Raw genomic sequence first — 23,021 nt, forward strand, 5'->3', positions numbered from 1 at the left:
TGGCGAGACAACTTTACCCCGTACGGCGAGCCCTGCGACGACGGGCCAGCTCATCGGCGTGATGATCTTCTAAAGGGCTCTCGCCCGACTCCGCGGGTTCGCCGGGAAGATCTGCGAGGGAGCCCTCCACCTCCTGCCACACCCGTCCGAGCGCGATGCCGAAGACGCCCTGACCGCCCTGGAGCAGGTCGATGACCTCGTCGGGCGAGGTGCACTCGTAGACGCTCACCCCGTCGCTCATCAACGTGATCTGGGCGAGGTGGTTGACGCCGCGGTCACGCAGGTGCTGCACCGCGATGCGGATCTGCTGGAGGGAGACGCCGGTGTCGAGAAGCCGCTTGACGACCTTGAGCACGAGGATGTCGCGGAAGCCGTACAGCCGTTGGGAACCCGAACCGTGAGCGGCTCGCACGGTGGGCTCGACCAGTCCGGTGCGCGCCCAGTAATCCAGTTGCCGGTAGGTGATGCCGACCGCGGCACAGGCCGTCGCACCTTTGTATCCGATGTCGGCGGGCACTTTCACCGGTTGCCCGTCGAACAGCAGACCTTCTTCACCCGCGCGCTGACGTGCCGATTGGCGCCGTTCCGGGTCATCCTGATCGGCGTTTCTATCCTCGCCGCTGCTGACCGCCACGCGGACCTCCGGCTTTCTCTCATCCCACGGCCTGATCTGGGGGTTTGCGCACGGCCGCAGGTTTCACTTGCACCGTAAGACTGGGGCCAAGCTCAGTCAACGACCCCACCCGGCGCGTCGTGAAGCGTAAATGCACCGAAATACCTACCCCGCGCGACCAAAGTCCTCGGGCGTAATCGTGTCAAGGAATTCCCTGAACTTCTCCACTTCGTCCTCCTGGTCGTCGGGAATGATCACCCCGGCTTCCCGGACCACCTCCTCGCTCGCGAAGATGCGTGCGCCGGTGCGGAGTGCCAAGGCGATCGAGTCCGAAGGACGGGCGCTCACCTCGACCCCGTTCGAGAACACAAGATCGGCGAAGAAGATCCCGTCGCGTAGCGCGACGATGTTGACCGTGCTCAGCCGGATCCCCAGCCCGTCGAGCACATCACGGAAAAGGTCATGGGTGAGCGGCCGGGGCGGTGGCTCCTCGGCCTGGGCCATGGCGATCGCCGTGGCCTCAGTCATACCGATCCAGATCGGTAGATAGCGCTCTCCTTGCGCCTCCTTGAGCAGGACGATCGGCTGGTTGGAGGGCATCTCAACCCGAACGCCCACGACCTCCATCTGCAACACGGGCTGCTCCGTCTTCGCTGGATTCCGACCGGTTTGTTCAACGTAACACTCGTGGGGGTACGAGTGCCTGGTCAGGTTCTCACCGGCCCAGGACCCCACGAACGCCCGAACGCAGAAGTGAGGCGTGCAATTCCAGCAGCAGGCCCGTTATCTCCCTGGCCGTCTCGTCGGCCTGGTCGATGGCGCCCGGCCCCCGGCGGCGCAGCAGAGGGGCGACGGCCTGCTCCACGAGGCCGGCCTCGCGCTCGGCGGCGGCCCTGACCGCCCGCAGGTGACGCGCCCGCAGGCCGAAGGCCGCGAGGGCGCCGACGCTGCGGGCCACGGCCAGCGCCTCGGCGTTGTAGTGGCGGGCCACGGCGGCCAGCAGGCCGTAGTCCTCCAGCTCTGTGAGGGTCTCCTCGTCGAGCTCGGCGGCGGCGAGGAGCTCCTCGCGGCTGAGACGGACCTCGGGGGGCGCGTCGTCGGGGACGGCCCGCGGTTTCGAGACCGGCCGATCGTCGCGATCGGCCGCCTCGAGGTGGTCCTTGATCACACGCAGCGGCAGGTAGCGGTCACGCTGCTCGCTGAGGATGTAGCGCAGCCGCTCGACGTCGGCGTAGGTGAACTTGCGGTAGCCGGAGGGACTGCGCTCCGGCTCGATCAACCCCTCGCCCTCCAGGAAACGAATCTTGGAGATGCTGACGTCGGGGAACTCGCTCTGCAGGAGAGCGAGCACCTCCCCGATGCTCATGTGCGCACGAGCGGCCTGCGAGCTCATCATCCTCCAGCGGCGCCACGGGTGAGGAAGACCAGGCGGAACTTGCCGATCTGCACTTCGTCCCCGCCGTACAGCGGGACCTCCTCGATCCGCTCGCGGTTGACGTAGGTGCCGTTCAGGCTGCCGACGTCACGGACGGTGAACATCGCGCCGCCGTGCCGGTAGAACTCCACGTGACGCCGCGAGACCGTGACGTCGTCGAGGAAGATGTCGCTCGCGGGATGACGGCCCACTGTGGTGAGGTCGTTGTCCAGGAGAAAACGGCTGCCCGCGTTGGGACCGCGCATGGCGACCAGCAACGCGGTGCCCGGGGGCAACTGCTCCACGGCTTGCCGCTCGGCGAGAAGCGTCTCTCCGGTCTCCGCCTCGTAGGCCTCGATCCCGGAGAGGGAGATGGTCGACGTGCTGTCTCCGGGTGGTTCGGCCCTGCTCAGCGGCGACCCGCAATGTGAACAGAAACGGGCATCCTCAGGGTTGGCATGACCGCACTGCGTGCAGTAGACGCTCGGCATCGATCGGCTCGGCCTCCTACCGCGAAGACGCGGCAACGGTGCTCAGGATGCGCGCCTCGCTTCTTCGCTTCTCAAGTGTTCTTTCAGACTGCGAATGTCGCAACCTACAGTGATGAGACGCGAAGGTCAAGGCTGACGCGGACCGCGGGTTCGGTCGGTGACAAAGTTACAGCGGGTACTGCCCGCGGTCCATGCCGCCGCGCTGTATTCGCTGTGTTTGCTGTGGGTTTCGTGTCCAGGTGATCCGCCGTGTTCGCCGCGTCCGCCGTGTTCGCCGGGAGGCCGGGAGGCCGGGACCGGGTGACCGCCCGTCAGCCGCCGGCCGCCTCCTCCACCACTCGCGCCCAGTGCTCGATCATGACCTGCGCGGAGTCGACGTCGGACCCCTCGGCCCACAGGTGGGTGACGGCCTCGGCCGGGTCGGGCAGCACCAGCGCCCAGCTCCCGTCCTCGGCGACGACCCGCACCCCGTCGGTGGTGTCGATGCGGTGGTGCTCGGCGGCCTCGATGACCGATCGCATCACCGCGCCCTTGGCCGCCCACGGGGTCGGCACCGTCCGGCGCAGCAGCTTGGCCTCGGGGATCCTGGCGTCGATCTGGCTGAGCGACAGCCGGGTCCTGGCCACCAGGCCGAGCAGGCGCAGGAAAACCGCCAGGCCGTCCACCGTGGGGCCGAACTCGGGCACGATGAAGCCGCCCCGCCCGTCCGCCGCGAAGACCATCTCCGGCCTTCTGGCGGCGGCGGTGAGCGCGTCGATCGCGGTGGAGGTCCACTCGGCCTGCACCCCGTGGAACCGGCAGACCTGCTCGGCCACCCGGGTGGTGGTGACGGGCAGCGCCACCCTGCCGCCGCGCCGTTCGGCCGCGACCAGGTCCAGCACCACCAGCAGGGCCCGCTCCTCGCTGATCAGCTGGCCCATCTCGTCCACGAGCGCGACCCGCTCCCCCACGGGGTCGAACCGCACCCCGAAGGCCGCCCTGGAGGAGCTGACGAGCTCCGCGAGGCGCTGGAGGTCGCGGCGGCGCTCGGCGAAGGTCTCGGTGGGAGAGGCGTCGTCCAGCCTGTTGTTGACGGTCAGCACGTCCACCCCGACCCTGCCGAGGAGGCTGGGCAGGACGAGCGAGGAGGTGCCGCCCGCGCAGTCGACCACGACCTTCATGTCCGCGTCGCGGACCCCGGTGATGTCCACGCAGCGCAGCAGTTCGTGGGTGTAGTCCTCCACCGCCCTGGCGGGGAAGCTGAGCTCGGCGATCTCGCCGGGGAAGGCCCTGCGGAACTCCTGCCGGGCGAAGACCCGGTCCAGCTTGCGCTGGGCCGCCGGAGACAGGTCGGCGCCGTGCTCGTCCATGAAGACGATGTCCACGCTCTGGGGGTCGCCGGGGGTGGTGCGCAGCGCTATGCCGCCGACGGCCTTCTCCCTGGCGGTGTGGAAGCGGGCGACGGGGAGCGCGGCGGCCTCCAGATCGAGCACGTTGATCGCGCTGGCGTTCAGGGCGCTGATCACGGCCCGCTTGAACGCCCGCGCGGCGCGGGAGGAGTCGCGGGAGGTGATGACCGAGGCGCCCTTCTTCAGGGTGGTGGCGTAAGCGCTGGCCAGCCGGACGCACAGCTCGGGGGTGATCTCCACGTTGACCAGCCCGGACACCCCTCGCGGGCCGAACAGGTTGCGCTGGCCCCGCGGCTCCCAGATGACGCTGTTGTTGATCACCGCCCCGGCTTCGATGGTCTTGAAGGGGTAGATCTTGACCCCGGAGGAGATGTACGCCTCGGCCTCGATGATGCACTCGTCGCCGACGACGGCGCCCTCCTCGACCCTGGCGCCGGTCATCAGGTCGGTGTTCTTGCCGATGACGCAGCCGCGCAGGTGGGTGCTCGGGCCGACGTAGACGTTATCGTGAACGGCCGCGCGATGCAGGAATGCTCCCTCGCGGACCACGGCGTTGCTTCCCAGCACGGAGTATTCGCGCAGCTCGGCCCCGGCCTCGACCTTGGCGTAGTCGCCGATGTAGAGGGGGCCCTTGAGGATGGCGTCGGCGTCCACCGAGGCGCCTTCGGCCACCCAGATGCCCGGCGAGACCTCGAAGGCGTCTATGTCCACCTTCACCCGGCCCGACAGCACGTCGGCCTGAGCCTTGAGATAACTCTCGTGGGTGCCGACGTCCTCCCAGTAGCCCTCGGCGACGTAGCCGTACAGCGGGGCGCCGCGCTCCAGCAGCTTCGGGAACACGTCGCCCGACCAGTCGACGGACTCTCCTACGGCGATCTCGTCGAGGACCTCCGGCTCCATCACGTAGATGCCGGTGTTGACGGTGTCGGAGAAGACCTGACCCCAGGTGGGCTTCTCCAGGAAGCGCTCCACCCGGCCCTGGTCGTCCACGATGACGATGCCGAACTCCAGCGGGTTGGGGACGCGCTTGAGCCCGATGGTGACCATCGCGCCGTTCTCGCGGTGGAACCGGACCATGTCGGTCAGGTCGATGTCGGTCAGCGCGTCACCGGAGATGACCAGGAAGCGCTCGTCGCGAAGCTTGTCGGCGGCGTTCTTGACGCTGCCGGCGGTGCCGAGGGGCGTGTCCTCGGTGGCGTAGTACAGGCTCATCCCGAGCTCGTCGCCGTCGCCGAAGTAGTTTCGGACCAGGGCGGCCAGGAACTGCACGGTCACCACGGTCTCGGTGAAGCCGTGCCGTTTCAGCAGCCGCAGCACATGCTCCATGATCGGCCGGTTGATCACAGGCAATAGAGGTTTGGGCTGGTTCGCGGTCATCGGCCGGAGCCGAGTTCCCTCCCCGCCCGCCATCACAACGGCCTTCACAGATCACCTCTTAAGGCGTTTAGCCTCGCTTATGAGCTGACGCACCTGTACCCAATACAGCACCCCGGACCACCAGTACAGACCTGTTCCCCAGATCGCGAGCGACCAGCCGACGAATCGGGCCGGATCCGCGTACCAGGCGTCGTAGTGGGCGAGGAAGAGCAGAGGGAAGGCGTAGAGCAGGTTGGCGGTGGCCGCCTTGCCGAGGAAGTGCACCGGCAGCGCCGGGCCGTACCCGAGGCGGCGCAGGATGAGGGGGATTCCCAGCAGCATGACGTCCCGCAGCGGGATCGCCAGCGCGAGCCACCAGGGGATGATGCCGCGCATGGCCAGGCCGAACAGCGTGGCCAGGATGTAGAGCCGGTCTGCCAGCGGATCCAGCAGGCGGCCGAGCTTGCTCGTCTGGTTCCAGGCCCGTGCGATCTTGCCGTCGAGCCAGTCGGAGAACCCTGCCAGCATCAGCAGCGCGACGGCCCAGCCGTCGGCCTGGGGGCCCAGCACCAGCCAGAGGAAGACCGGCACGCCGAGAAGCCTCGCCAGGCTCAACGCGTTGGGAACCGTCCAGATTCGATCTTCGGCCCCCGATGCTTCCGGATTCACCGATATGTCTCCCTCCCCGTACCTGATGGTGACACTACTGCGTCGGCTGCGAATGGGGGATGGCGGGCGGACGAGGGAGCGTTTATGGTTTTGATCAACCAACGCGGGAGCCCGGAGGACCGGGCTGAGAGGACGGCTACTGCGGCCGCCGACCGCTAGAACCTGCTCCGGATAATGCCGGCGAAGGGAGTTTGCGCGATGACTTCCGCGCGTATTTCCAGCTTCAAGACCTACCAGGGCGACCTGAACGTCCCCATGCGCGAGGTGCGCCTGACCAACGGCGAGTCGGTCACCCTGTACGACACCTCGGGCCCCTACACCGACCCGTCCCAGGTCACCGACATCACCCGCGGCCTGCCCCGCCTGCGGGAGGAGTGGATCCTGGACCGGGCCGACACGGCCCGGTACGGCGGCCGTCCCGCCGAGCCCGGCGACGACGGCTACCGGGACCGGGACTCCTGGGCCCGCGACCTCCGTTCCCTCGACGCGGTCTTCACCGGCGGCGGCGACCGGCCGCTGCGGGCGACGGGGGCGCCGGTGACCCAGCTCGCCTACGCCCGGCGCGGCCTGATCACCCGGGAGATGGAGTTCGTCGCGATCCGCGAGGGCGTGACCCCGGAGTTCGTCCGGGCCGAGGTGGCCGCCGGACGGGCGATCATCCCGGCCAACGTCAACCACCCGGAGAGCGAACCGATGATCATCGGCCGCAACTTCCTGGTGAAGATCAACGCCAACATCGGCAACTCCGCCGTGGCCTCCACCATCGAGGAGGAGGTGGACAAGATGACGTGGGCCACCCGGTGGGGCGCCGACACCGTGATGGACCTGTCCACCGGGCGCAACATCCACACCACCCGCGAGTGGATCATCCGCAACTCCCCCGTGCCGATCGGGACCGTCCCGCTCTACCAGGCGCTGGAGAAGGCCGGCGGCGACGCGGCCGGCCTGTCGTGGGAGATCTACCGCGACACCCTGATCGAGCAGTGCGAGCAGGGCGTGGACTACTTCACCGTCCACGCGGGGGTGCGCCTGGCCCACGTGCCGCTGACCGCGCGGCGCAGGACCGGCATCGTCTCCCGGGGCGGCTCGATCATGGCGGCCTGGTGCCTGGCCCACCACCGCGAGAGCTTCCTCTACGAGCACTTCGCCGACATCTGCGAGATCCTGGCCCGCTACGACGTGGCGTTCTCGCTGGGCGACGGCCTGCGCCCCGGGTCGATCTCCGACGCCAACGACGAGGCGCAGTTCGCCGAGCTGCGGACGCTGGGCGAGCTCACGAAGATCGCCCACGCGCACGACGTCCAGGTGATGATCGAGGGGCCCGGCCACGTCCCCATGCACAAGATCAAGGAGAACGTCGACCTGCAGCGCGAGCTCTGCGACGACGCCCCGTTCTACACCCTCGGCCCGCTGACGACCGACATCGCCCCCGGCTACGACCACATCACCTCGGCCGTCGGCGCGGCGATGATCGGCTGGTACGGCACGGCCATGCTCTGTTACGTCACGCCCAAGGAGCACCTGGGCCTGCCGAACAAGGACGACGTGAAGACCGGCGTGATCACCTACAAGATCGCGGCGCACGCGGCCGACCTCGCCAAGGGCCACCCCGGCGCGCAGGCCTGGGACGACGCCCTGTCCGACGCCCGGTTCGAGTTCCGCTGGGAGGACCAGTTCGACCTCTCCCTGGATCCCGACACCGCCCGGTCCTTCCACGACGAGACGCTGCCCGCCGCCCCGGCCAAGACCGCGCACTTCTGCTCGATGTGCGGGCCGAAGTTCTGCTCCATGAAGATCAGTCACGACGTGCGCAGGTTCGCCGAGGAGCGCGGCCTGACCGACGCCGAGGCGTTGGAGGCCGGGATGAGGGAGAAGTCCGAGGAGTTCTCCCGTGAGGGCGGCCGGGTCTACCTGCCCGTCGAAAGCCTCTGAGGGCGCCCGGCGGGGGCGGGGAGGGCGTCGTTCCCCCCGGCCCCGCCTCCCCTTCGCCGAGGGCCGGTGAGGACACCTGGTGAGGCATGGGGAGGACGTCGTTCCCGGCGCCGTCTTCCCCGCGTCCATCGGGTCTCCCGGAGCGGGAGGGCGGCGTACTCGCCGCCCGCGCGAACCCTCTACCCTTCACAGCATGACGAAAGACACCACGCTCTTCCTGGGCCAGTGGCTGCGCTCCCCGGGGACCGTCGGAGCGGTGGCGCCGAGTTCGCGACGACTCGCCGAGGCGGTGACCGCACCGGTTCCGCACCGGGGCGATCCCGTGATCGTCGAGCTCGGTCCCGGCACGGGCGCGTTCACGGCCGAGATCCAACGTCGGCTGGGAGGCCGGGGACACCACCTGGCCGTCGAGATCAACCCGAAGCTGGCCGAGTTCCTCGCCGACCGGAACCCGAAGGTGGACGTCGTGGTCGACGACGCGGTACGGCTGCCGCAACTGCTCCAGGAGCGCGGTCTCGGCAAGGCCGACGTGATCGTGAGCGGGCTCCCCTGGGCGGCGTTCTCCTCGGAGACGCAGACCAACCTGTTGAACGCCGTCGTCGCGATCATGGGACCCCAGACGGCCTTCACCACTTTCGCCTACAGCTTCGCCAAGCGGCTGCCGCCCGCGCGGCGCTTCAAGAAGCGCCTGACCGACACCTTCGAGGAGGTCGTCCTGGGCCGGACCGTGTGGGGCAACGTGCCGCCGGCCTTCGTCTATCACGCGCGCAGGCCGCACGAGCACGCGGACGCCTCGGGCTGATCGGGCGGACGGCCCGCGCCGACCGCCCTCGCGAAGCGGTGGAGTGTTACCCGAACATCGTTCTACGATTGCGCCCGCAACCAGAATGGAGTTGATCGCGGTGGACTTCACCCTTCCCGAGAGCGCGCTCGCCGTCCAGCGCGGCATCGCCGACATCTGCGCGCGCTACGACCTGGACTACTGGCAGCGTTGCGAGAACGACAAGCGCTGGCCGGAGGAGGTCTGGGCGGAGCTCGCCAAGGGGGGCTGGCTCGGTCTGGCCGTGCCCGAGGAGTACGGCGGCGGCGGGCAGGGCCTGCTGGAGCTGGCCGTGGCCACCGAGACCCTGTCCGCGTCCGGCTCGGCCGGCGGCTCTGCGTTCACGTACGTGCTCACCCCCGGCTTCGGCGCCATGACCCTGGCCAGGCACGGCAGCCCGTGGCAGCGGGGCGAGCTGTTGCCCAGGCTCGCCACCGGCGAGCTGGAGACCTGTTTCGCCCTGACCGAGCCGGACGCCGGATCCAACGCCCTGGGCATCTCCACCTTCGCCCGCCGTGACGGCGAGGAGTTCGTCGTCACGGGCCGGAAGATCTGGATCACCGGCGTGCAGCGCGCCACCTGGATGCTCCTGGTCACCCGGACCATTCCCGCCGCCGAGGCCAAGCCCCGCAGCGACGGCCTGACGGTCCTGCTGGTGAACGTCCCCGACGCGGTCGCCGCCGGGCGGCTCTCCTTCCAGCCGATCCCGAAGATGGGCGCGAACACCACCCCGTCCAACATGGTCTTCATCGACGAGCTGCGGGTGCCCGCGGCGAACGTGGTGGGCGAGGTGGACCAGGGCGCGCGGGTGCTGTGGGACATCCTCAACCCCGAACGGATCCTGCTGGCCGCCTCCGCCCTGGGCGGCGCCGAGGTCGCGTTGAGGGTGGCCGTGCGGTACGCCAAGGAGCGCGAGGTCTTCGGCCGCCCGATCGGCGCCAACCAGGCCATCGCCTTCCCGCTCGCCCAGGTCAAGGCCAAGATCGAACTGGCCAGGCTGATGCTCTACAAGGCCGCGTGGCTGTTCGACAGCCGCCGGCCGTGCGGCACCGAGGCCAACATCGCCAAGCTGACCGCCTCCCAGGCCGCCTGGGAGGCGGCCGACCACGCGTTCCAGACCCACGGCGGCATGGCCTACTCCCTGGAGTATCCGGTCGCCCGGCTGCTGGCCGACGCCCGCATCGGCAGGGTCGCCCCCGTGACCGAGGAACTCCTGCTGAACCATCTCGCCACCCAGGTGCTCGGGCTGCCCAGAAGTTTCTGAGCCGGTTGCCGGACGCGCCGCGGGGGAAGACCATTGAGCAGATCTGAGCGAGCACGAGGGAGTGGTCGATGTCCGTCTACGCCAGCACCGTGGTCAACACCCCCGCCGACGAGGTGTGGAGCTACCTGAGAGACTTCGGCAACCTGGCCGAGTGGCTGCCCGGAATGACCTCCTGCGTGATAGAGGAGGGCGTGAACTCACAGCCGGGGGCGGTGCGCAGGATGGAGGGCCCGGGCGGGCTCTTCAGGGAGCGGCTGCTCGTCCTCGACGACGACGCCCGCTCCGCGACCTACGAGATCCTGGAGTCCCCGCTGGCGGTCACCAACTACCGCGCCACCTATCGGGTCGCCCCGGTCACCGACAGCGGCCAGGCGTTCATCGAGTGGTCGGCCACCTTCGAGGCCGACGACGAGGCGAAGCTCAACAAGATCTTCACCCGCGGCGTCTTCGAGCCCGGCCTGGCCTCCCTGAACAAGCGTTTCCAGGACGGCCTCTCGTAGGTCCCGCCGGAAATCCTCCCGGCGGTGGCTCCTGCGCCTTCCTCAGGGCCCGGCCCCTCGTCTTCTTCGAGGTGACCGGGCCCCGGCCTGTTCCCCGGTGTCGCGCGGATCAGTCGCCGCTGCCGCGGCTCGCCCGCTGGAAGCTCGCGAGGACCGCGAGCGCCGGCCAGGGCCGCGCTCCCGTTCGTGTGGGACCTGGTTTCACCACGGTGACGGACATGTCGTGGTCATCCTCTCGCTCGTCGGCATCTCGTTCATGACGCTGTCGGAGCGGAGAGCGAAATCTTGCGCCGGATCGCGGAACTTCTTCCCGGGAGAGCTGAAACCGGATGCGCGTCCGGCCGCCTGAAACCGGGCGGCCTCTTCTCTCCCGGTCGGCCCTGTCAGCCGAATCAGTCGAAGGTGGGCGGGCGCTTCTCCCGCAGCGCCCGCACGCCCTCCGCCACATCCGGGCCGGTGAAGCCGAGAAACTCCATGGCCAGGGACGCGTCGAAGGAGGGTCCCGCGAGGCGGAGCCAGTTGTTGAGGGTGTACTTGGTCAGGCGAATCGCCTCGGCGGATCCCCCGGCCAGCCGGACCGCGATCTCCACGGCCTTGTCGTGCACCTGATCGTCGTCGACGCAGAGGCTGACCAGGCCCATCGCCTCCGCCTGCTCACCCGTGACCGGTTCGCACAGCAGCAGGTGGTACTTGGCCTTGGCCAGCCCGCACAGCAGCGGCCAGACGATGGCGGCGTGGTCGCCCGCCGCGACGCCGAGCCGGGTGTGGCCGTCGATGATGCGCGCCGTACGGCCCGCGACGGAGATGTCGGCCAGCAGGGCGACGGCGAGGCCCGCGCCCACCGCGGGTCCCTGGATGGCCGAGACGACGGGCTTGGAACAGTTGAGCACGTTGTAGACGATGTCGCGGGCCTCGGCGAAGACGCGCATGCGCGTGCCGTGGTCGCGCATCATCTCCTCGATCATCGACAGGTCGCCACCGGAGGAGAACGCCTCGCCCTCGCCCCGGATGACCACCGCGCGCACCTCGTCGTCGCGGTCCACGTCACGCCAGATCTCGGCCAGCTCGCGATGCCCGGTCATGTCCACGGCGTTGAGCCTGCGCGGCTCGCTGATCACGATCCTGAGCACCCCGTCGGCCGCCCAGTCGATCTTCAACTTCTCGTACTCCTTCAACGGAACGCCTCCTTGAGCCGTGCGGCGGCGTATTCACGCGCCTCGATCGCCTGGTCGAAACAGCCCGGCAGGCCGAAGAAGCCGTGGATGGCCCCCTCGTAGCGTCTGAGCTCCACCGGGACCCCGGCCGCGGCGAGCTGGGCGGCGTAGGCCTCGCCCTCGTCGCGGAGCGGGTCGCATTCGGCCGTGATCACCGTCGCCGGGGCCAGGCCCGCCTTGTCGGCGAGCCGGACCGGGGCCAGCCTGGGGTCGGCCGGGTCCCCGCCGTACTGCGCGATGAACCAGGCCATCTCGCCGGCGCCGAGCCCGAAGCCGGTGGCGTACGTCCGGTAGCTCTCGGTGTCCATCGCGACGTCGACCACCGGGTAGATCAGCACCTGGTGCGCCAGCCGGAGCCCGGCGTCCCTGGCCTGCCAGGCGGCCACCGCGGCGACGTTGCCGCCGGCGCTGTCACCGCAGACGGCGACCCTCTCCGGGTCGGCCTGGTAGGCCTCCGGCCGGGCGAAGACGTCCTTGACCACGCTCCACGCGTCGTCGGCCGCGGCGGGGAAGGGATGGTCGGGGGCGAGCCGGTAGTCCACAGAGATCACGATCGAGCCGTTGCGCACCGCCAGATCCCGGCCGAGGGCATCGTTGCGATCCACGTCGCCGAAGACCCAGCCTCCGCCGTGGAAGTAAACGATCACGGGAAGCGGGTGGTCGCCGTCCTGGGGGCGGTAGATCCGGACCCGCACCCCCGCGACCGCCTCGTCCCGGACCAGCGGTAGCGGCAGGATCGGCCCCCGCTGCTCGACGAAGGCGTCCATGGTCCGCATCTCGGCGATCAGTTCGGGCGTCAGCTCGGAGAAGAAGGGCGTCGCGTCGGCCGGAAGCAGCTTCAGGTAGGCCTCGGCCTGCGGGTGCAACGACATGATCGCACTTTACTCGGCGCGAGTCCCTCGCAGTGGGAAGCGCCGGAGAGGACGTCCGAGGCCGCCCGGCGGGCGCGGCGGGCGAGGGGGAGAAGAAGCCGGGCGAAGGGGCCTGCCGCGCGGGCGGCGGACCGAACGAGAGAGGCGCGGCGGGCCGGGCGAGAGGCGGGCGTGGCGGGTCAGAAGGCCGGGTCAGTGACGGGCGGCCGCGACCAGGGCCTCCACGAGCCGGTTGTCCTCACCGCGCTCGGGGTTCCACTGCACGCCGATGCCGAAACGGTGCCCCTGGAGCTCGATGCCCTCGACGATCTGGTCGTCCGCCCAGGCCACGGCGAGCAGGTTGGTGCCCAGCCGCTTGACGGCCTGGTGGTGCGGCGCGGTCACCTCCGCGCGGTCGCCCACCGCCTTGCCCAGCTTGCTCGACACGCTGATCTGGATGACGTGCGTACGGCCGGCCGCGGCGTGTCGGTCGTGGTTCACCACCTCGGGAAGCCAGGGGATCAGGGCGCCGCCCTGGGCGACGTTCAGGACGTGCATGCCCCGGCCGACGGCCAGCAGCGGCAGGTCGGCCTGGACCGCCGCGCGGGCCAGCGCCAGCTCGAAGCGGTCGCGGTGGGGCTGGGGAGCCTCGACCCGATCTTCGGAGGCGGCGCCGTACAGGGTGGCGTCGAGCTCACCCCCACCGGCGAGGATCACACCGGAGAGGCCGCTCACGTAGTCGTTGATCCCGCCCAGATTCAGCGGTGGCAGCAGCACCGGAAGGCCGCCCGCCTTCTCCACCGCCCGGGCGTAGGAGGGCGGCGACAGGACAGCCTCCCTGACCCATGTGCCCCAGCGGGCGGCCTCAAGGTAGGCGGTGATACCGATCAAGGGTCGGGGCATGCGTTCTCCAGGGGACCGTGCGCAAGGTGGCACCACCTGTTTCGGGCAGCACCCATCCCATCTCAGCAGCATCCCTATCATGGCGCACAAAATTTCGGCTACGTCACGCCTTCCGGGTATGAGTGCTCCTCCTTCGAAGCACCCGGGCCTCGCCTCGGACGGAGAGCCCGCTCGGGGAACCGTCGAAGGGAGACGCGACAAGGATATTCATCATCATTAAATCGGTGACTTCGGGCGAATGTGATCCTTATTCGCTTACCTCACCCGGGGTCGGCGAGGCGGTCACGGAAAATAACTTTCCCATTACGGATAGTTTGATTTCGCACCATATTGCTGAGAAACGGTTGTGACGTCTACATGGTGATGGAAGACTCAAATTCGAGCGACCACGTGCGCCGGGGCCACAGGTCACTCATCACCCGGAACCGTCAGGGAGGTGGATCTGCATGATCGGACTTTGATCCGATCAATTAGGGTGGGTTCGGTAAATGTCTTTGAATCCGCGTCTCGTCAAGGAAAGCTTCGCCGTCATCGAGCCCGTCGCGGACAAGGCCGCGGCGTACTTCTACGGCCGCCTGTTCGCCGGGAACCCGCACCTGCGCGGAATGTTCCCACCGGCCATGGACGTCCAGCGCGACCGCCTGTTCAGCGCGCTGACCAGGATCGTCTGGAGCCTGGACAGCCCCGACAGCCTGGCTTCGTACCTCGGCCAGCTCGGCCGTGACCATCGCAAGTACGGGGTGGTCGCCGAGCACTACACCGCGGTCGGCAACGCGCTTCTGTCCACGATCAAACACTTCTCCGCCGAGACCTGGAACGCGGAGATAGAGGCCGCCTGGGTGACCGCGTACACCTCGGCCGCCAATCTCATGATCGAGTCAGCCGAGGCGGACTCCGGCGTTTCCCCCGCCTGGTGGCTCGCCGAGGTGATCGACCACGAGCGCCGCACACCGGACATCGCGGTGATCACTCTGCGGCTCGACCAGCCCCTGCCGTACCTGGCGGGACAGTACGTCAACGTGCAGACCGCGCGCTGGCCGCGTGTCTGGCGCACGTTCTCCATCGCGAACGCGCCACGGGAGGACAACACCGTCCGCCTGCACGTCCGCGCGATCCCCGGGGGGTGGGTCTCGACCGCGCTGGTCGAGCACACGCGGATCGGCGACACCGTGACGTTCGGCCCGCCGGTCGGCACCATGACCCCCACCGGCTCGGGGCGCGACATCCTGTGTGTCGCGGGAGGCACCGGGCTCGCCCCGATCAAGGCCATCGTGGAGCACGTGATCGCCTCGGGACAGCGTCCCAACATCCATCTGCTGTACGGCGCGCGTCACGCCCACGAGCTCTACGACCTGACCGACCTGGTCCGGATGGAGTCGGCCTTCCCGTGGCTGCGGGTGCTTCCCGTGGTCTCCGATCAGCCCGGCTACGACGGCATGCGAGGCAGGGTGTCCGACGTGATGGAACGGTTCCACTCCTGGGCCGACCACGACATCTACATCTGCGGTCCCACCGACATGGTCAACGAAACCGTTCGCAAGCTCCAGCGGACCGGGGTGCCCCTGGCCAACATCCACCGGGACATCGTCCAGGGCGAACCCTGAACGACGTCCGAGATCGGCGACTCACCTTTCGTGGAATCCGGCGGAACACGTCACGGCATGACACCACGGGCCCGGCCCGGGGAAAGACGTCCGTGCGTGACACCCCTCGCCGCCGGCCCCCTTCTCTTCTACAAGGACACTCGGCATCCCGGCAGCCGGGCCGTTCCCCGCCACCGGGCGCCGAGACACACGCCCCGCCCGCCCCGTCTAGGGTGCGATCCGGCCGGCCTCGACGAAGGCCGCGTGCGTGAGGGGCATGAGCTCCGCCCAGGCGGCCTCCATCTTCTCCCCCACCATCTCGATCTCCCGCTGCGGGAACGAGGGCATCTTGGACTGCTCGTTCTTGGTGCGCAGGGAGAGGAAGTGCATGAGCGAGCGGGCATTGCAGGTGGCGTACATCGTGGAGAACAGGCCGACGGGCAGCACCGCCCTGGCCACCTCGCGGGCGATCCCGACCTCCAGCATCTCCCGGTAGGCGGCGTACGACTGCCGATACGACGCCTCCATCGTCTCTACCGTGATCTTGTGCTGCTCCTCGCTGCCCTCGACGAAGACGTACTTGCCCGGGCGGCCCTCCTGGACCAGCTTCCGCTCCGCCCCCGGAACGTAGAAATTGGCCTCAAGCTCCCGGTAACGACCGCTTTCCTCGTTGTAGGACCATCCGACCCTGTGGCGCTGGAATTCGCGGAAGACGAAGATCGGCGCGCCGATGAGGAAGGTCATCGAATTGTGCTCGAACGGGCTGCCGTGCCGATCGCGCATCAGGAAGTTGATCAGCCCCTTGGACCGCGCCGGGTCCTTTCCGACCTCCTCAAGGGACTTCTCCCCCGCGGTCGACACCCGAGCCGCCCAGAGCACGTCGGAGTCGGAAGCGCTGTGCTTGACCAACTCCACGGTCACGTCGTCGAGAAAACGCGCCTCTGCCTCATAACCCGTCAACTGGCTCCCCCTCATCCGTGGTTCGCGCCATATCGTAAACCGTGGAAGCGCCGATCTTGCCGACGGACCCTCGCACGACCGGTGGCCGAAAAAAGATCATGCCTCTCACCCGGTGCCCCTCCGGCCGTGTTCACCGGCGGCGGTTCGCCTCGGAGCGGGCGGACCATGCTCGGGGGGTCCGCCCTCTGAGCGAGGCGGTCTACAGCCGGTATACCCGGCGGGCATTGCCGGAGCCGATCATGTGGGCCACCCGAGCCGCGTCCGGGACGCTCCACTCGTCGGCGGCCAGCCGCAGCGACAGCGCCCTGGCCAGGCTCCGCCGGTAGTACAGCGCGCCCAGGTGGCAGGTCTCGGCCACCCCGTGGCCGCCGGAGCCGAACAGCTGCTTGTGAAAGGGGACAAGCTCCAGCAGCTCCCCCATGACCGCCGCCGAACCCACGGCGGTGCAGCTCAGGGCCAGGCCCACGTCGACGTAGACGTGAGGGAGGACACCGGCGAGGTAGGCCGCCTGGCGGTGGAAGGGATAGCAGTGCAGCAGGATGACGGGCACGCCGATCGGCTGCACCGCCCGGAGGAATCCGATCATCAGCGAGGGGTCCCCGCCGTGGGGGTCCGGGGCGGAATCGCCGTAGCCGATGTGGAACCGCAGAGGTCTGTTGCGTTCCCTGGCCACGTCCGCGGCCACCCAGAGCAGGTGACGCAGCAGCACCGGGTCGGTGAGCCGCTCGGCGGGCCCGGCCAGCCGCCGGGTGGCCGCCGCGATCACCGATCCTCTGCTGGGCCTGGCCGGGTCACGGCCCAGGCCCTGCCGGTAGGCGGCGGACGACGTGAGCCCGGCGGCCCGGGCGGCCCGGCTCACGAGCTGCTGGGTGAGGGTGGAGATGTAGGAGACGCCCGAGGCCGCCGTCCGCGCGACGTCGAGCTCGACCTGCTCGATCGTGACGATCTCCCCGGCCGAGGCGCCGCCCGCGTGGCCCATCTCCTCGGCCGACAGCAGGTCGGGACCGCCCGGGCCGCCGTCGACCAGGAAGGTGGTGATCCCGGCCGCGCCCAGCAGCCGCCGGTTCACCTCGGCCGCGCCCAGTTCGGCCCGGCGGGCCAGGTAGACGGCCGGCGGCACGTGCGGATCCAGGTCGAGGACCGGCGCGCACCAGCGGCGGACCGCGGCGCCCGCCGGGGTGTCGAAGTGGGTGGTGCCGGGAGGGGCGGGGGTGCCGGCCTGGGTGAGCAGCATCTCGAACCGGCCCCGCGCCAGGTCGTCGCGGCGCACTCCGTGGCAGTGATGGTCGATCAGCGGGGCCAGCAGGGCCTCCCGCACCGTGTCGGGAAGCTCGACGGGCAGCGCGTCGTCCGATCTCATGCCGGCTCCTCCCATGGCTGCGGGCGGATCGATATGGCCGATCCGCCCGCAGTTCTCACCTCAGGAGAACCATACGACTACCCAGTGTGATCTCGTGGCTCTTTACACAGAGGTACGGCAGAGCCTGAGAACGTTGGCGATGATCATCGCTCCGGCGCCGCCCCGGGCGGTGAGGATCGACTCGGGGTGGAACTGCACGGCGAAGCGCCGCCTCGCCACGTCCTCGATCGCCATCACCGCCCCGTCCGGAGTGAGCGCGGTGGTGGTGAAGCCGACGACTCCCTGCTCCTTGGCGTGGACCGAGTGGTAGCGCGCCGCGGTGAACTCCTCGGGGAGCCCCTCCAGCAGCGCGCTGTCGCCGATCCGTCTCACCTGGCCGCGCTTGCCGTGCTCGGGGTAGGAGAGCAGGTCGAGCGTGCCGCCCGCCTGCTCGACCATGCCCTGCAGGCCGAGGCAGACGCCGAACACCGGCAGGCCGCGCTCGTAGAGCGCCCCGACCAGCGCCGGCAGGCCGAAGTCGGACGGCCAGCCGGGCCCCGGCGACAGCACCACGAGCGACGGGGCGATCTCGTCGATCATCGGGGCGGGGAAGCCGTGCCTGAGCGTGACGACCTCGGCGCCCTGCTGGCGGAAGTAGTCGGCCAGGGTGTTGACGAAGGAGTCCTCGTGGTCGACGAGCAGCACCTTCATGCCCTCGCCCGGCCGCTCTCCCGCCGGTTCGGCCACGGCCTGCCCCTGCGGGGCGCCGACCGCGGCCAGGGCGCCGAGCAGGGCGCTGGCCTTGAGCTCCGTCTCCCGCTCCTCGGACTCGGGGTCGGAGTCGAACAGCAGCGTGGCCCCGGCCCTGACGGTGGCGACGCCGCCGCGGATCTGCGCGGTGCGCAGGGTCAGGCCGGTGTTCATCGAGCCGTCGAAGCCGATGAAGCCGACCGCTCCGCCGTACCAGCGCCTGGTGGTGGCCTCGTGGTCCTCGATGAACTGCATCGCCCAGGTCTTGGGGGCCCCGGTGACGGTGACGGCCCACATGTGGGTGAGGAAGGCGTCCAGGGCGTCGAACTCCGGCCGCAGGCGGCCCTCGATGTGGTCCACGGTGTGGATCAGCCGGGAGTACATCTCGATCTGACGCCGTCCGATGACCTGGACGCTGCCCGGCACGCAGATTCGGGACTTGTCGTTGCGGTCCACGTCGGTGCACATGGTCAGCTCGGACTCCTCCTTCACGCTGGACAGGAGGGTGCGGATCGCGTCGGCGTCCTCGATCGGGTTGCTGCCCCGGGCGATGGTGCCGGAGATGGGACAGGTCTCGACGCGCTCGCCGCTGACCCGGACGTACATCTCCGGGGAGGCGCCGACCAGGTGCTCGCCCTCGCCGAGGTTGAACAGGAACTCGTACGGCGCGGGGTTGACCTTGCGCAGGCCGCGGTAGAAGGCGGCCGGGTCGGTGCAGGGGGCGTGGAAGACCTGACCGGGGACGACCTCGAACAGGTCGCCTCGGACGAACTTCTCCTTGGCCGCGGCCACGACCTGGGCGTAGGAGCCCTTCTCCGGGTCGGCGGGGATCTCGGTGGGGGTGGCGGGCAGCGGGACGCTCTCCCCCTCGCGGGCGAGGCCCCGGGTGGAGAGACCGTCCACGGTGAACTCGTAGCGGTACTCCTTGCTGGTCTCCCGCTTGCGGTCGATCACCATCACCCGGTCGGGCAGGTGCAGCACGAGGTCGCGCTGGTCCTCGGCGCGCGCGAGGACCTGCCGGATCGGCTCGAACTGGAAGGCCAGGTCGTATCCGAAGGAGCCGTAGAGCCCCAGGTGTTCGTTCTCGCCCTTGAACGCGGCGATGATCTCACGGATCGCGGTGAACACCGTGGGACGGCGGCTGCGCATCTCCTCGGGAAGGATGTCCTCGGACTCCGCGACGTAGACCTCGATGTGATCCGCCGTCGGCTGCCCGGTCGGCTTGCCCGCGGCGAGCAGGCAGGACGCGACGACGGGCAGCACCACCCTGCCGCGCGCGTTCAGCGCGCGGGCGGAGATCCTGCGGCCTCTGGCCACGATCTCCATGCAGGGGTCGACGTAGGCCAGATGCCATCGGCTGTAGCGGCCGGGATACTCCATCCCGGAGGAGAGCACTCCCCCGCGGCGCTCGCCGAGCGTCGTGACGACATCCTCGAGCACCGTCTCGGGCACGTCGAAGGCCTCGACCTCGACCTCGATGCCCCCGGCGGTGGTATATCCGCTGGTCTCCACTGCAGTCTCGCCCCTTTTTGGTTTCCCTGAAGGCCAGAGGGGGGTGGAAACGCAAAAGGCCACCTCCCTGGGCGGCCGTCTGTCTCTCGCGAATGCGAAACCTGCGCCGCTCAGAAGCGGCGCCACCACTGAAGGGTGTCGAGGTATCGCATGGGCAAAGCGTACCGGCGAAAACCGTGATCATGCAACGTGCCCGCGTCGCGCCCTTGGTCATGTCTCGTGCATGTTTGCGGTAAGAGGCCCCTTCTGATCGATTACGTCTCACCTACGCCCCATCCATAAGGGACTCCGATGACCACCTTAAATGTTAGGAAACTTTCCTAAATACCTTGACGGGCGCTTGTCGAGCTGAGTTGGATGGGCGGTCATCGAGGCCCTCGGCCGAGATCTCTCGCCACCCCCTTGGCCTGTGGCCAGCGAGGAGTTCCCCATGCTCAGACGTGTCCGCACAACGGCCGTCGCGGTCATCGGCGCCGCGGCTCTCGCCGTCGCCTCCATCGCCGCCCCCGCCGCCGGCGCCGCGCCCCTCCCGACGACGACGGCCGTCAAGGCCGCCCCGGCGACCTTCACCCATCCCGGGGTCCTGGTCGGCAAGGGCCAGCTCGACTTCGTCCGGTCGAAGGTCAACGCGGGCGCCCAGCCGTGGAAGCGCGCCTACGACCAGATGATGGCCCATTCGCTGGCCTCGCTGTCCCGGACCCCGAAGCCGCGCGCCGTCGTGGAGTGCGGTTCGTACTCCAACCCCAACAACGGCTGCACCGACGAGCGCCAGGACGCGCTCGCCGCCTACACCCTCGCACTGGCCTGGTACATCACCCAGGACAGCAGGTACGCCAGGAAGTCCATCGAGATCATGGACGCCTGGTCCGCGGTGATCAAGGATCACACCAACACCAACGCGCCCCTGCAGACCGGGTGGGCCGGCTCCTCGTGGCCCAGGGCCGCCGAGATCATCCGGTACACCTACACCGGCTGGTCCGCCGCCGGCGTCAGCCGCTTCTCCACCATGCTGCGCGACGTCTACCTGCCCAAGGTCATCAACGGTTCCAACAGCAACGGCAACTGGGAACTGACCATGATGGAGGCCGCGCTCGGGATCTCGGTCTTCCTGGAGGACCGGGCCGCCTACGACAAGGCCGTGAGCAAGTTCCGCGGCCGCGTGCCCGCCTTCATCTACATCAGCGCCGACGGCGCGCTTCCCAAGGCGCCTCCGGGCAGCGGCATCGACACCAGGGCCGAGATCGTCGGCTACTGGCAGGGGCAGTCCACGTTCGTGGACGGCCTCACCCAGGAGACCTGCCGGGACTTCGTCCACACCGGGTACGGCCTCTCCGCCATCTCGCACTTCGCCGAGACCACCCGGATCCAGGGCCAGGACCTCTACCCGGAGATCAGCGAGCGGCTGCGCCACGCGCTGGGGCTCCAGTCGAAGTACCAGCTTGGCGCGGCCGTGCCGTCCTCGCTGTGCAAGGGCGATCTCACCCTTGGCCTGGGCCCGGTCACGGAGGTCGGGTTCAACGCCCTCGGCAACCGGATGGGCATCGCGATGACGAACACGCAGAAGCTCACCGAGCAGCAGCGTCCGGCCGGGACGAACGTCCTCTTCGTCGCGTGGGAGACCCTCACCCACGCCGGTAACCCCGGCTGACACCGACCCGTGACGGGAGGCCGGCAGGGGCAGCCGGCCTCCCGTCACGACCCCGGGCCGAACGGGTGAGCGTCAGGAGCGCGGTTCGCGGAGCTCGGGAAACTCCTCGTCGCGCCACTCCGGGAGGGAGGAGCCTCCGGCCGCGGCGTCCTGCTCGCGGCCCCGGAGATCGACCCGGCGGATCTTGCCCGACACCGTCTTCGGCAGCTCGAAGAACTCCAGCCGGCGCACCCGCTGGAACGGCGCGAGCTTCTCCCGGGCATGACGCAGAATGGCCAGCGCGGTCTCCCGGTCCGGTTCCCACCCCGCCGTGAGCGCGACATATGCCTTCGGCACCGCCAGTCGCAGCTCGTCCGGAGCCGGCACCACGGCCGCCTCCGCGACCGCGGGGTGCTCGATCAGCACGCTCTCCAGCTCGAACGGCGAGATCTTGTAGTCGGAGGCCTTGAACACGTCGTCGGTGCGCCCGATGTAGAAGATGTAACCGTCCGCGTCGCGGACCGCCACGTCCCCGGTGTGGTAGTAACCGTCTCTCATCGCCTCGGAATGCCGCTCGTCATCGCCCTGGTAACCCGTCATCAGCGAGACCGGACGGCGGCTCAGGTCGATGCAGATCTCGCCCTCGTCCGATTGCCCGCCGGTGACGAGGTCGACCAGCGACACCGGCATCCCGGGGAGAGGCAGACCCATGGAACCGGGCTTGACCGGCATTCCCGGCACGTTGCCGATCAGCAACGTGGTCTCGGTCTGACCGAAGCCGTCGCGCAGCGTCAGCCCCCACTGCCGCTGGACCTGCTCGATCACCTCCGGGTTCAGCGGCTCACCCGCCGACAGCACCTCCCGCAGGTCGCCGGGGCCGCCGGACAGATCAGCCTTTATCAGCATCCGCCACACCGTCGGCGGCGCGCAGAACGTCGTCACCCGCGCGCGGCGGATCTGGCCCAGCAGGGCGCCGGGATCGAACCGGCGGTAGTTGTACACGAAGATCGTGGCCTGGGCGATCCACGGTGCGAAGAAACAGCTCCAGGCGTGCTTGGCCCAGCCCGGGGAGCTGATGTTCAGATGCACGTCCCCCGGACGCGAACCGATCCAGTAGGCCGTCGACAGGTGTCCCATCGGGTAGGAGATCTGCGTGTGCTCGACCAGCTTGGGCCTGCTCGTGGTGCCCGAGGTGAAGTAGAGCAGCAGCGGGTCCTCCGGCGTCGTGCCCGGGTGCGCCACCGGCCGGCCGGGGAAGGCGTACGCGTCCCGGTAGGACGCCCAGCCCGCCGGGGCCTCACCCACGCAGATCCGCCCGTACTCCCCCGCCACTCCGTCGAACTTGGCGGTGTCCGCGGCGTTGGCGACCACGTACCGCGCACCGCCCCGGTCGATGCGGTCCGCCAGGTCCACCGGTCCGAGCGCGCTGGTGGTCGGCATGATCACCGCGCCCAGCTTCATCACCGCCAGCATCGACTCCCACAGCTCGACCTGGTTGTTCAGCATGAGCATCACCCGGTCGCCGTGGGAGACGCCCCGCTCCGCCAGAAACGCCGCGACCTGGTTCGATCGCCGCGCCATCTCGTCGAAGGTGTACCGGGCCTCGGAGCCGTCCTCCTCCACCAGCCACAGTGCCGTCTGGTCGTTGTCCCGGGCGATCACGTCGAACCAGTCCACCGCCCAGTTGAAACGCCCTTCGAGCTCCGGCCAGGCGAACTGCTCCACCGCCCTGGCGTAGTCGCCGCGCAGGCCCAGAAGCAGGTCGCGTGCCTTGAGGTAGATCTCGGTATTCCTGGTCGCGCCCACGGCGACACTCCTCTCGACGATCGCCACAA

19 protein-coding genes and 1 riboswitch are annotated in these 23,021 nt (G+C 69.2%); of the genes, 6 read left to right on the forward strand and 13 right to left on the reverse strand.

Annotated elements, in window-relative coordinates:
• Positions 1-13: 13 nt before the first annotated feature.
• From J2853_RS16515 to clsA, 6 genes are all read right to left on the reverse strand, one after another.
• A complete protein-coding gene (locus J2853_RS16515; RefSeq protein WP_307558882.1) occupies positions 14-634 on the reverse strand; it encodes a MerR family transcriptional regulator in 621 nt (206 codons plus the stop codon).
• Between the two features lie 144 nt (positions 635-778).
• Positions 779-1,249: a bifunctional nuclease family protein gene (locus tag J2853_RS16520; protein WP_307558884.1), complete on the reverse strand. Its 471-nt coding sequence runs from the start codon at positions 1,247-1,249 to the stop codon at positions 779-781.
• A gap of 79 nt (positions 1,250-1,328) precedes the next feature.
• Positions 1,329-1,979 (reverse strand): transcriptional regulator FtsR, encoded by a 651-nt coding sequence (gene ftsR / locus J2853_RS16525; RefSeq protein WP_307558886.1) that lies wholly within the window; start codon positions 1,977-1,979, stop codon positions 1,329-1,331.
• 26 nt (positions 1,980-2,005) lie between these two features.
• Entirely contained in the window at positions 2,006-2,518 is a 513-nt protein-coding gene (locus J2853_RS16530) for a double zinc ribbon and FHA domain-containing protein (RefSeq protein ID WP_307558887.1), read from the reverse strand.
• Between the two features lie 311 nt (positions 2,519-2,829).
• A complete protein-coding gene (locus J2853_RS16535; RefSeq protein ID WP_307558889.1) occupies positions 2,830-5,331 on the reverse strand; it encodes a mannose-1-phosphate guanyltransferase in 2,502 nt (833 codons plus the stop codon).
• Positions 5,332-5,334: 3 nt separating this feature from the next.
• Positions 5,335-5,931 carry a cardiolipin synthase ClsA gene (clsA, locus tag J2853_RS16540; RefSeq protein ID WP_307558891.1) on the reverse strand — a complete coding sequence of 199 codons (597 nt, stop codon included), beginning with the start codon at positions 5,929-5,931 and terminating at the stop codon, positions 5,335-5,337.
• A 93-nt stretch (positions 5,932-6,024) separates the two neighbouring features.
• Positions 6,025-6,137: riboswitch (TPP riboswitch) on the forward strand.
• Between clsA and thiC the strand changes: the two genes are divergently transcribed.
• The 4 genes from thiC to J2853_RS16560 all read left to right on the forward strand — a co-directional run bounded on the left by thiC (position 6,130) and on the right by J2853_RS16560 (position 10,447).
• Entirely contained in the window at positions 6,130-7,863 is a 1,734-nt protein-coding gene (gene thiC, locus J2853_RS16545; protein WP_307558893.1) for a phosphomethylpyrimidine synthase ThiC, read from the forward strand. It overlaps the preceding riboswitch by 8 nt.
• A gap of 193 nt (positions 7,864-8,056) precedes the next feature.
• On the forward strand, positions 8,057-8,665 hold the full coding sequence (locus J2853_RS16550) for a class I SAM-dependent methyltransferase (protein ID WP_307558895.1): 609 nt from the start codon (positions 8,057-8,059) through the stop codon (positions 8,663-8,665).
• Positions 8,666-8,765: 100 nt separating this feature from the next.
• Positions 8,766-9,947 (forward strand): acyl-CoA dehydrogenase family protein, encoded by a 1,182-nt coding sequence (locus tag J2853_RS16555; RefSeq protein WP_307558896.1) that lies wholly within the window; start codon positions 8,766-8,768, stop codon positions 9,945-9,947.
• Positions 9,948-10,015: 68 nt separating this feature from the next.
• The gene (locus J2853_RS16560; protein ID WP_307558898.1) at positions 10,016-10,447 is read left to right on the forward strand and encodes an SRPBCC family protein; all 432 of its coding nucleotides are present in this window, start codon (positions 10,016-10,018) and stop codon (positions 10,445-10,447) included.
• Positions 10,448-10,839: 392 nt separating this feature from the next.
• Here J2853_RS16560 and J2853_RS16565 read toward each other — a convergent pair whose 3' ends face one another.
• The 3 genes from J2853_RS16565 to J2853_RS16575 all read right to left on the reverse strand — a co-directional run bounded on the left by J2853_RS16565 (position 10,840) and on the right by J2853_RS16575 (position 13,415).
• Entirely contained in the window at positions 10,840-11,622 is a 783-nt protein-coding gene (locus tag J2853_RS16565; protein ID WP_307558900.1) for an enoyl-CoA hydratase/isomerase family protein, read from the reverse strand.
• Positions 11,619-12,533, reverse strand: a complete 915-nt coding sequence (locus tag J2853_RS16570) for an alpha/beta hydrolase (protein ID WP_307558902.1) — start codon at positions 12,531-12,533, stop codon at positions 11,619-11,621. Before J2853_RS16570 ends, J2853_RS16565 begins: the two co-directional genes overlap by 4 nt.
• 192 nt (positions 12,534-12,725) lie before the next feature.
• Positions 12,726-13,415 (reverse strand): gamma-glutamyl-gamma-aminobutyrate hydrolase family protein, encoded by a 690-nt coding sequence (locus tag J2853_RS16575; protein ID WP_307558904.1) that lies wholly within the window; start codon positions 13,413-13,415, stop codon positions 12,726-12,728.
• A gap of 488 nt (positions 13,416-13,903) precedes the next feature.
• Here J2853_RS16575 and J2853_RS16580 point away from each other — a divergent pair, with 488 nt between their 5' ends.
• Complete coding sequence (locus J2853_RS16580; RefSeq protein WP_307558906.1) at positions 13,904-15,019, forward strand: globin domain-containing protein; 1,116 nt, start codon at positions 13,904-13,906, stop codon at positions 15,017-15,019.
• 207 nt (positions 15,020-15,226) lie between these two features.
• Here the strand turns inward: J2853_RS16580 and thyX are convergent, their stop codons facing one another.
• The 3 genes from thyX to J2853_RS16595 all read right to left on the reverse strand — a co-directional run bounded on the left by thyX (position 15,227) and on the right by J2853_RS16595 (position 19,559).
• On the reverse strand, positions 15,227-15,958 hold the full coding sequence (gene thyX, locus J2853_RS16585) for an FAD-dependent thymidylate synthase (protein ID WP_307558908.1): 732 nt from the start codon (positions 15,956-15,958) through the stop codon (positions 15,227-15,229).
• 199 nt (positions 15,959-16,157) lie between these two features.
• The gene (locus J2853_RS16590) at positions 16,158-17,318 is read right to left on the reverse strand and encodes an amidohydrolase family protein (RefSeq protein WP_307558910.1); all 1,161 of its coding nucleotides are present in this window, start codon (positions 17,316-17,318) and stop codon (positions 16,158-16,160) included.
• 102 nt (positions 17,319-17,420) lie between these two features.
• A complete protein-coding gene (locus J2853_RS16595) occupies positions 17,421-19,559 on the reverse strand; it encodes an anthranilate synthase component I (RefSeq protein ID WP_307558912.1) in 2,139 nt (712 codons plus the stop codon).
• A gap of 430 nt (positions 19,560-19,989) precedes the next feature.
• On the opposite strand from J2853_RS16595, the gene J2853_RS16600 reads away from it, so the two are divergent.
• A complete protein-coding gene (locus tag J2853_RS16600) occupies positions 19,990-21,207 on the forward strand; it encodes an alginate lyase family protein (RefSeq protein ID WP_307558913.1) in 1,218 nt (405 codons plus the stop codon).
• 72 nt (positions 21,208-21,279) lie between these two features.
• Here J2853_RS16600 and J2853_RS16605 read toward each other — a convergent pair whose 3' ends face one another.
• Positions 21,280-22,992, reverse strand: coding sequence for an AMP-binding protein (locus J2853_RS16605; RefSeq protein WP_307558915.1), 1,713 nt, complete (start codon positions 22,990-22,992; stop codon positions 21,280-21,282).
• Positions 22,993-23,021 lie beyond the last annotated feature (29 nt).

Source organism: Streptosporangium lutulentum (assembly GCF_030811455.1).
GTDB classification, from domain to species: Bacteria; Actinomycetota; Actinomycetes; order Streptosporangiales; family Streptosporangiaceae; genus Streptosporangium; species Streptosporangium lutulentum.

Coding starts and splice junctions, on each gene's coding strand:
- ftsR (WP_307558886.1), bottom strand. CDS start 1,979: ATGAGCATCGGGGAGGTGCTCGCTCTCCTGCAGAGCGAGTTCCCCGAC.
- J2853_RS16530 (WP_307558887.1), bottom strand. CDS start 2,518: ATGCCGAGCGTCTACTGCACGCAGTGCGGTCATGCCAACCCTGAGGAT.
- thiC (WP_307558893.1), top strand. CDS start 6,130: ATGACTTCCGCGCGTATTTCCAGCTTCAAGACCTACCAGGGCGACCTG.
- J2853_RS16550 (WP_307558895.1), top strand. CDS start 8,057: ATGACGAAAGACACCACGCTCTTCCTGGGCCAGTGGCTGCGCTCCCCG.
- J2853_RS16560 (WP_307558898.1), top strand. CDS start 10,016: ATGTCCGTCTACGCCAGCACCGTGGTCAACACCCCCGCCGACGAGGTG.
- J2853_RS16570 (WP_307558902.1), bottom strand. CDS start 12,533: ATGTCGTTGCACCCGCAGGCCGAGGCCTACCTGAAGCTGCTTCCGGCC.
- J2853_RS16575 (WP_307558904.1), bottom strand. CDS start 13,415: ATGCCCCGACCCTTGATCGGTATCACCGCCTACCTTGAGGCCGCCCGC.
- J2853_RS16580 (WP_307558906.1), top strand. CDS start 13,904: ATGTCTTTGAATCCGCGTCTCGTCAAGGAAAGCTTCGCCGTCATCGAG.
- J2853_RS16590 (WP_307558910.1), bottom strand. CDS start 17,318: ATGAGATCGGACGACGCGCTGCCCGTCGAGCTTCCCGACACGGTGCGG.
- J2853_RS16600 (WP_307558913.1), top strand. CDS start 19,990: ATGCTCAGACGTGTCCGCACAACGGCCGTCGCGGTCATCGGCGCCGCG.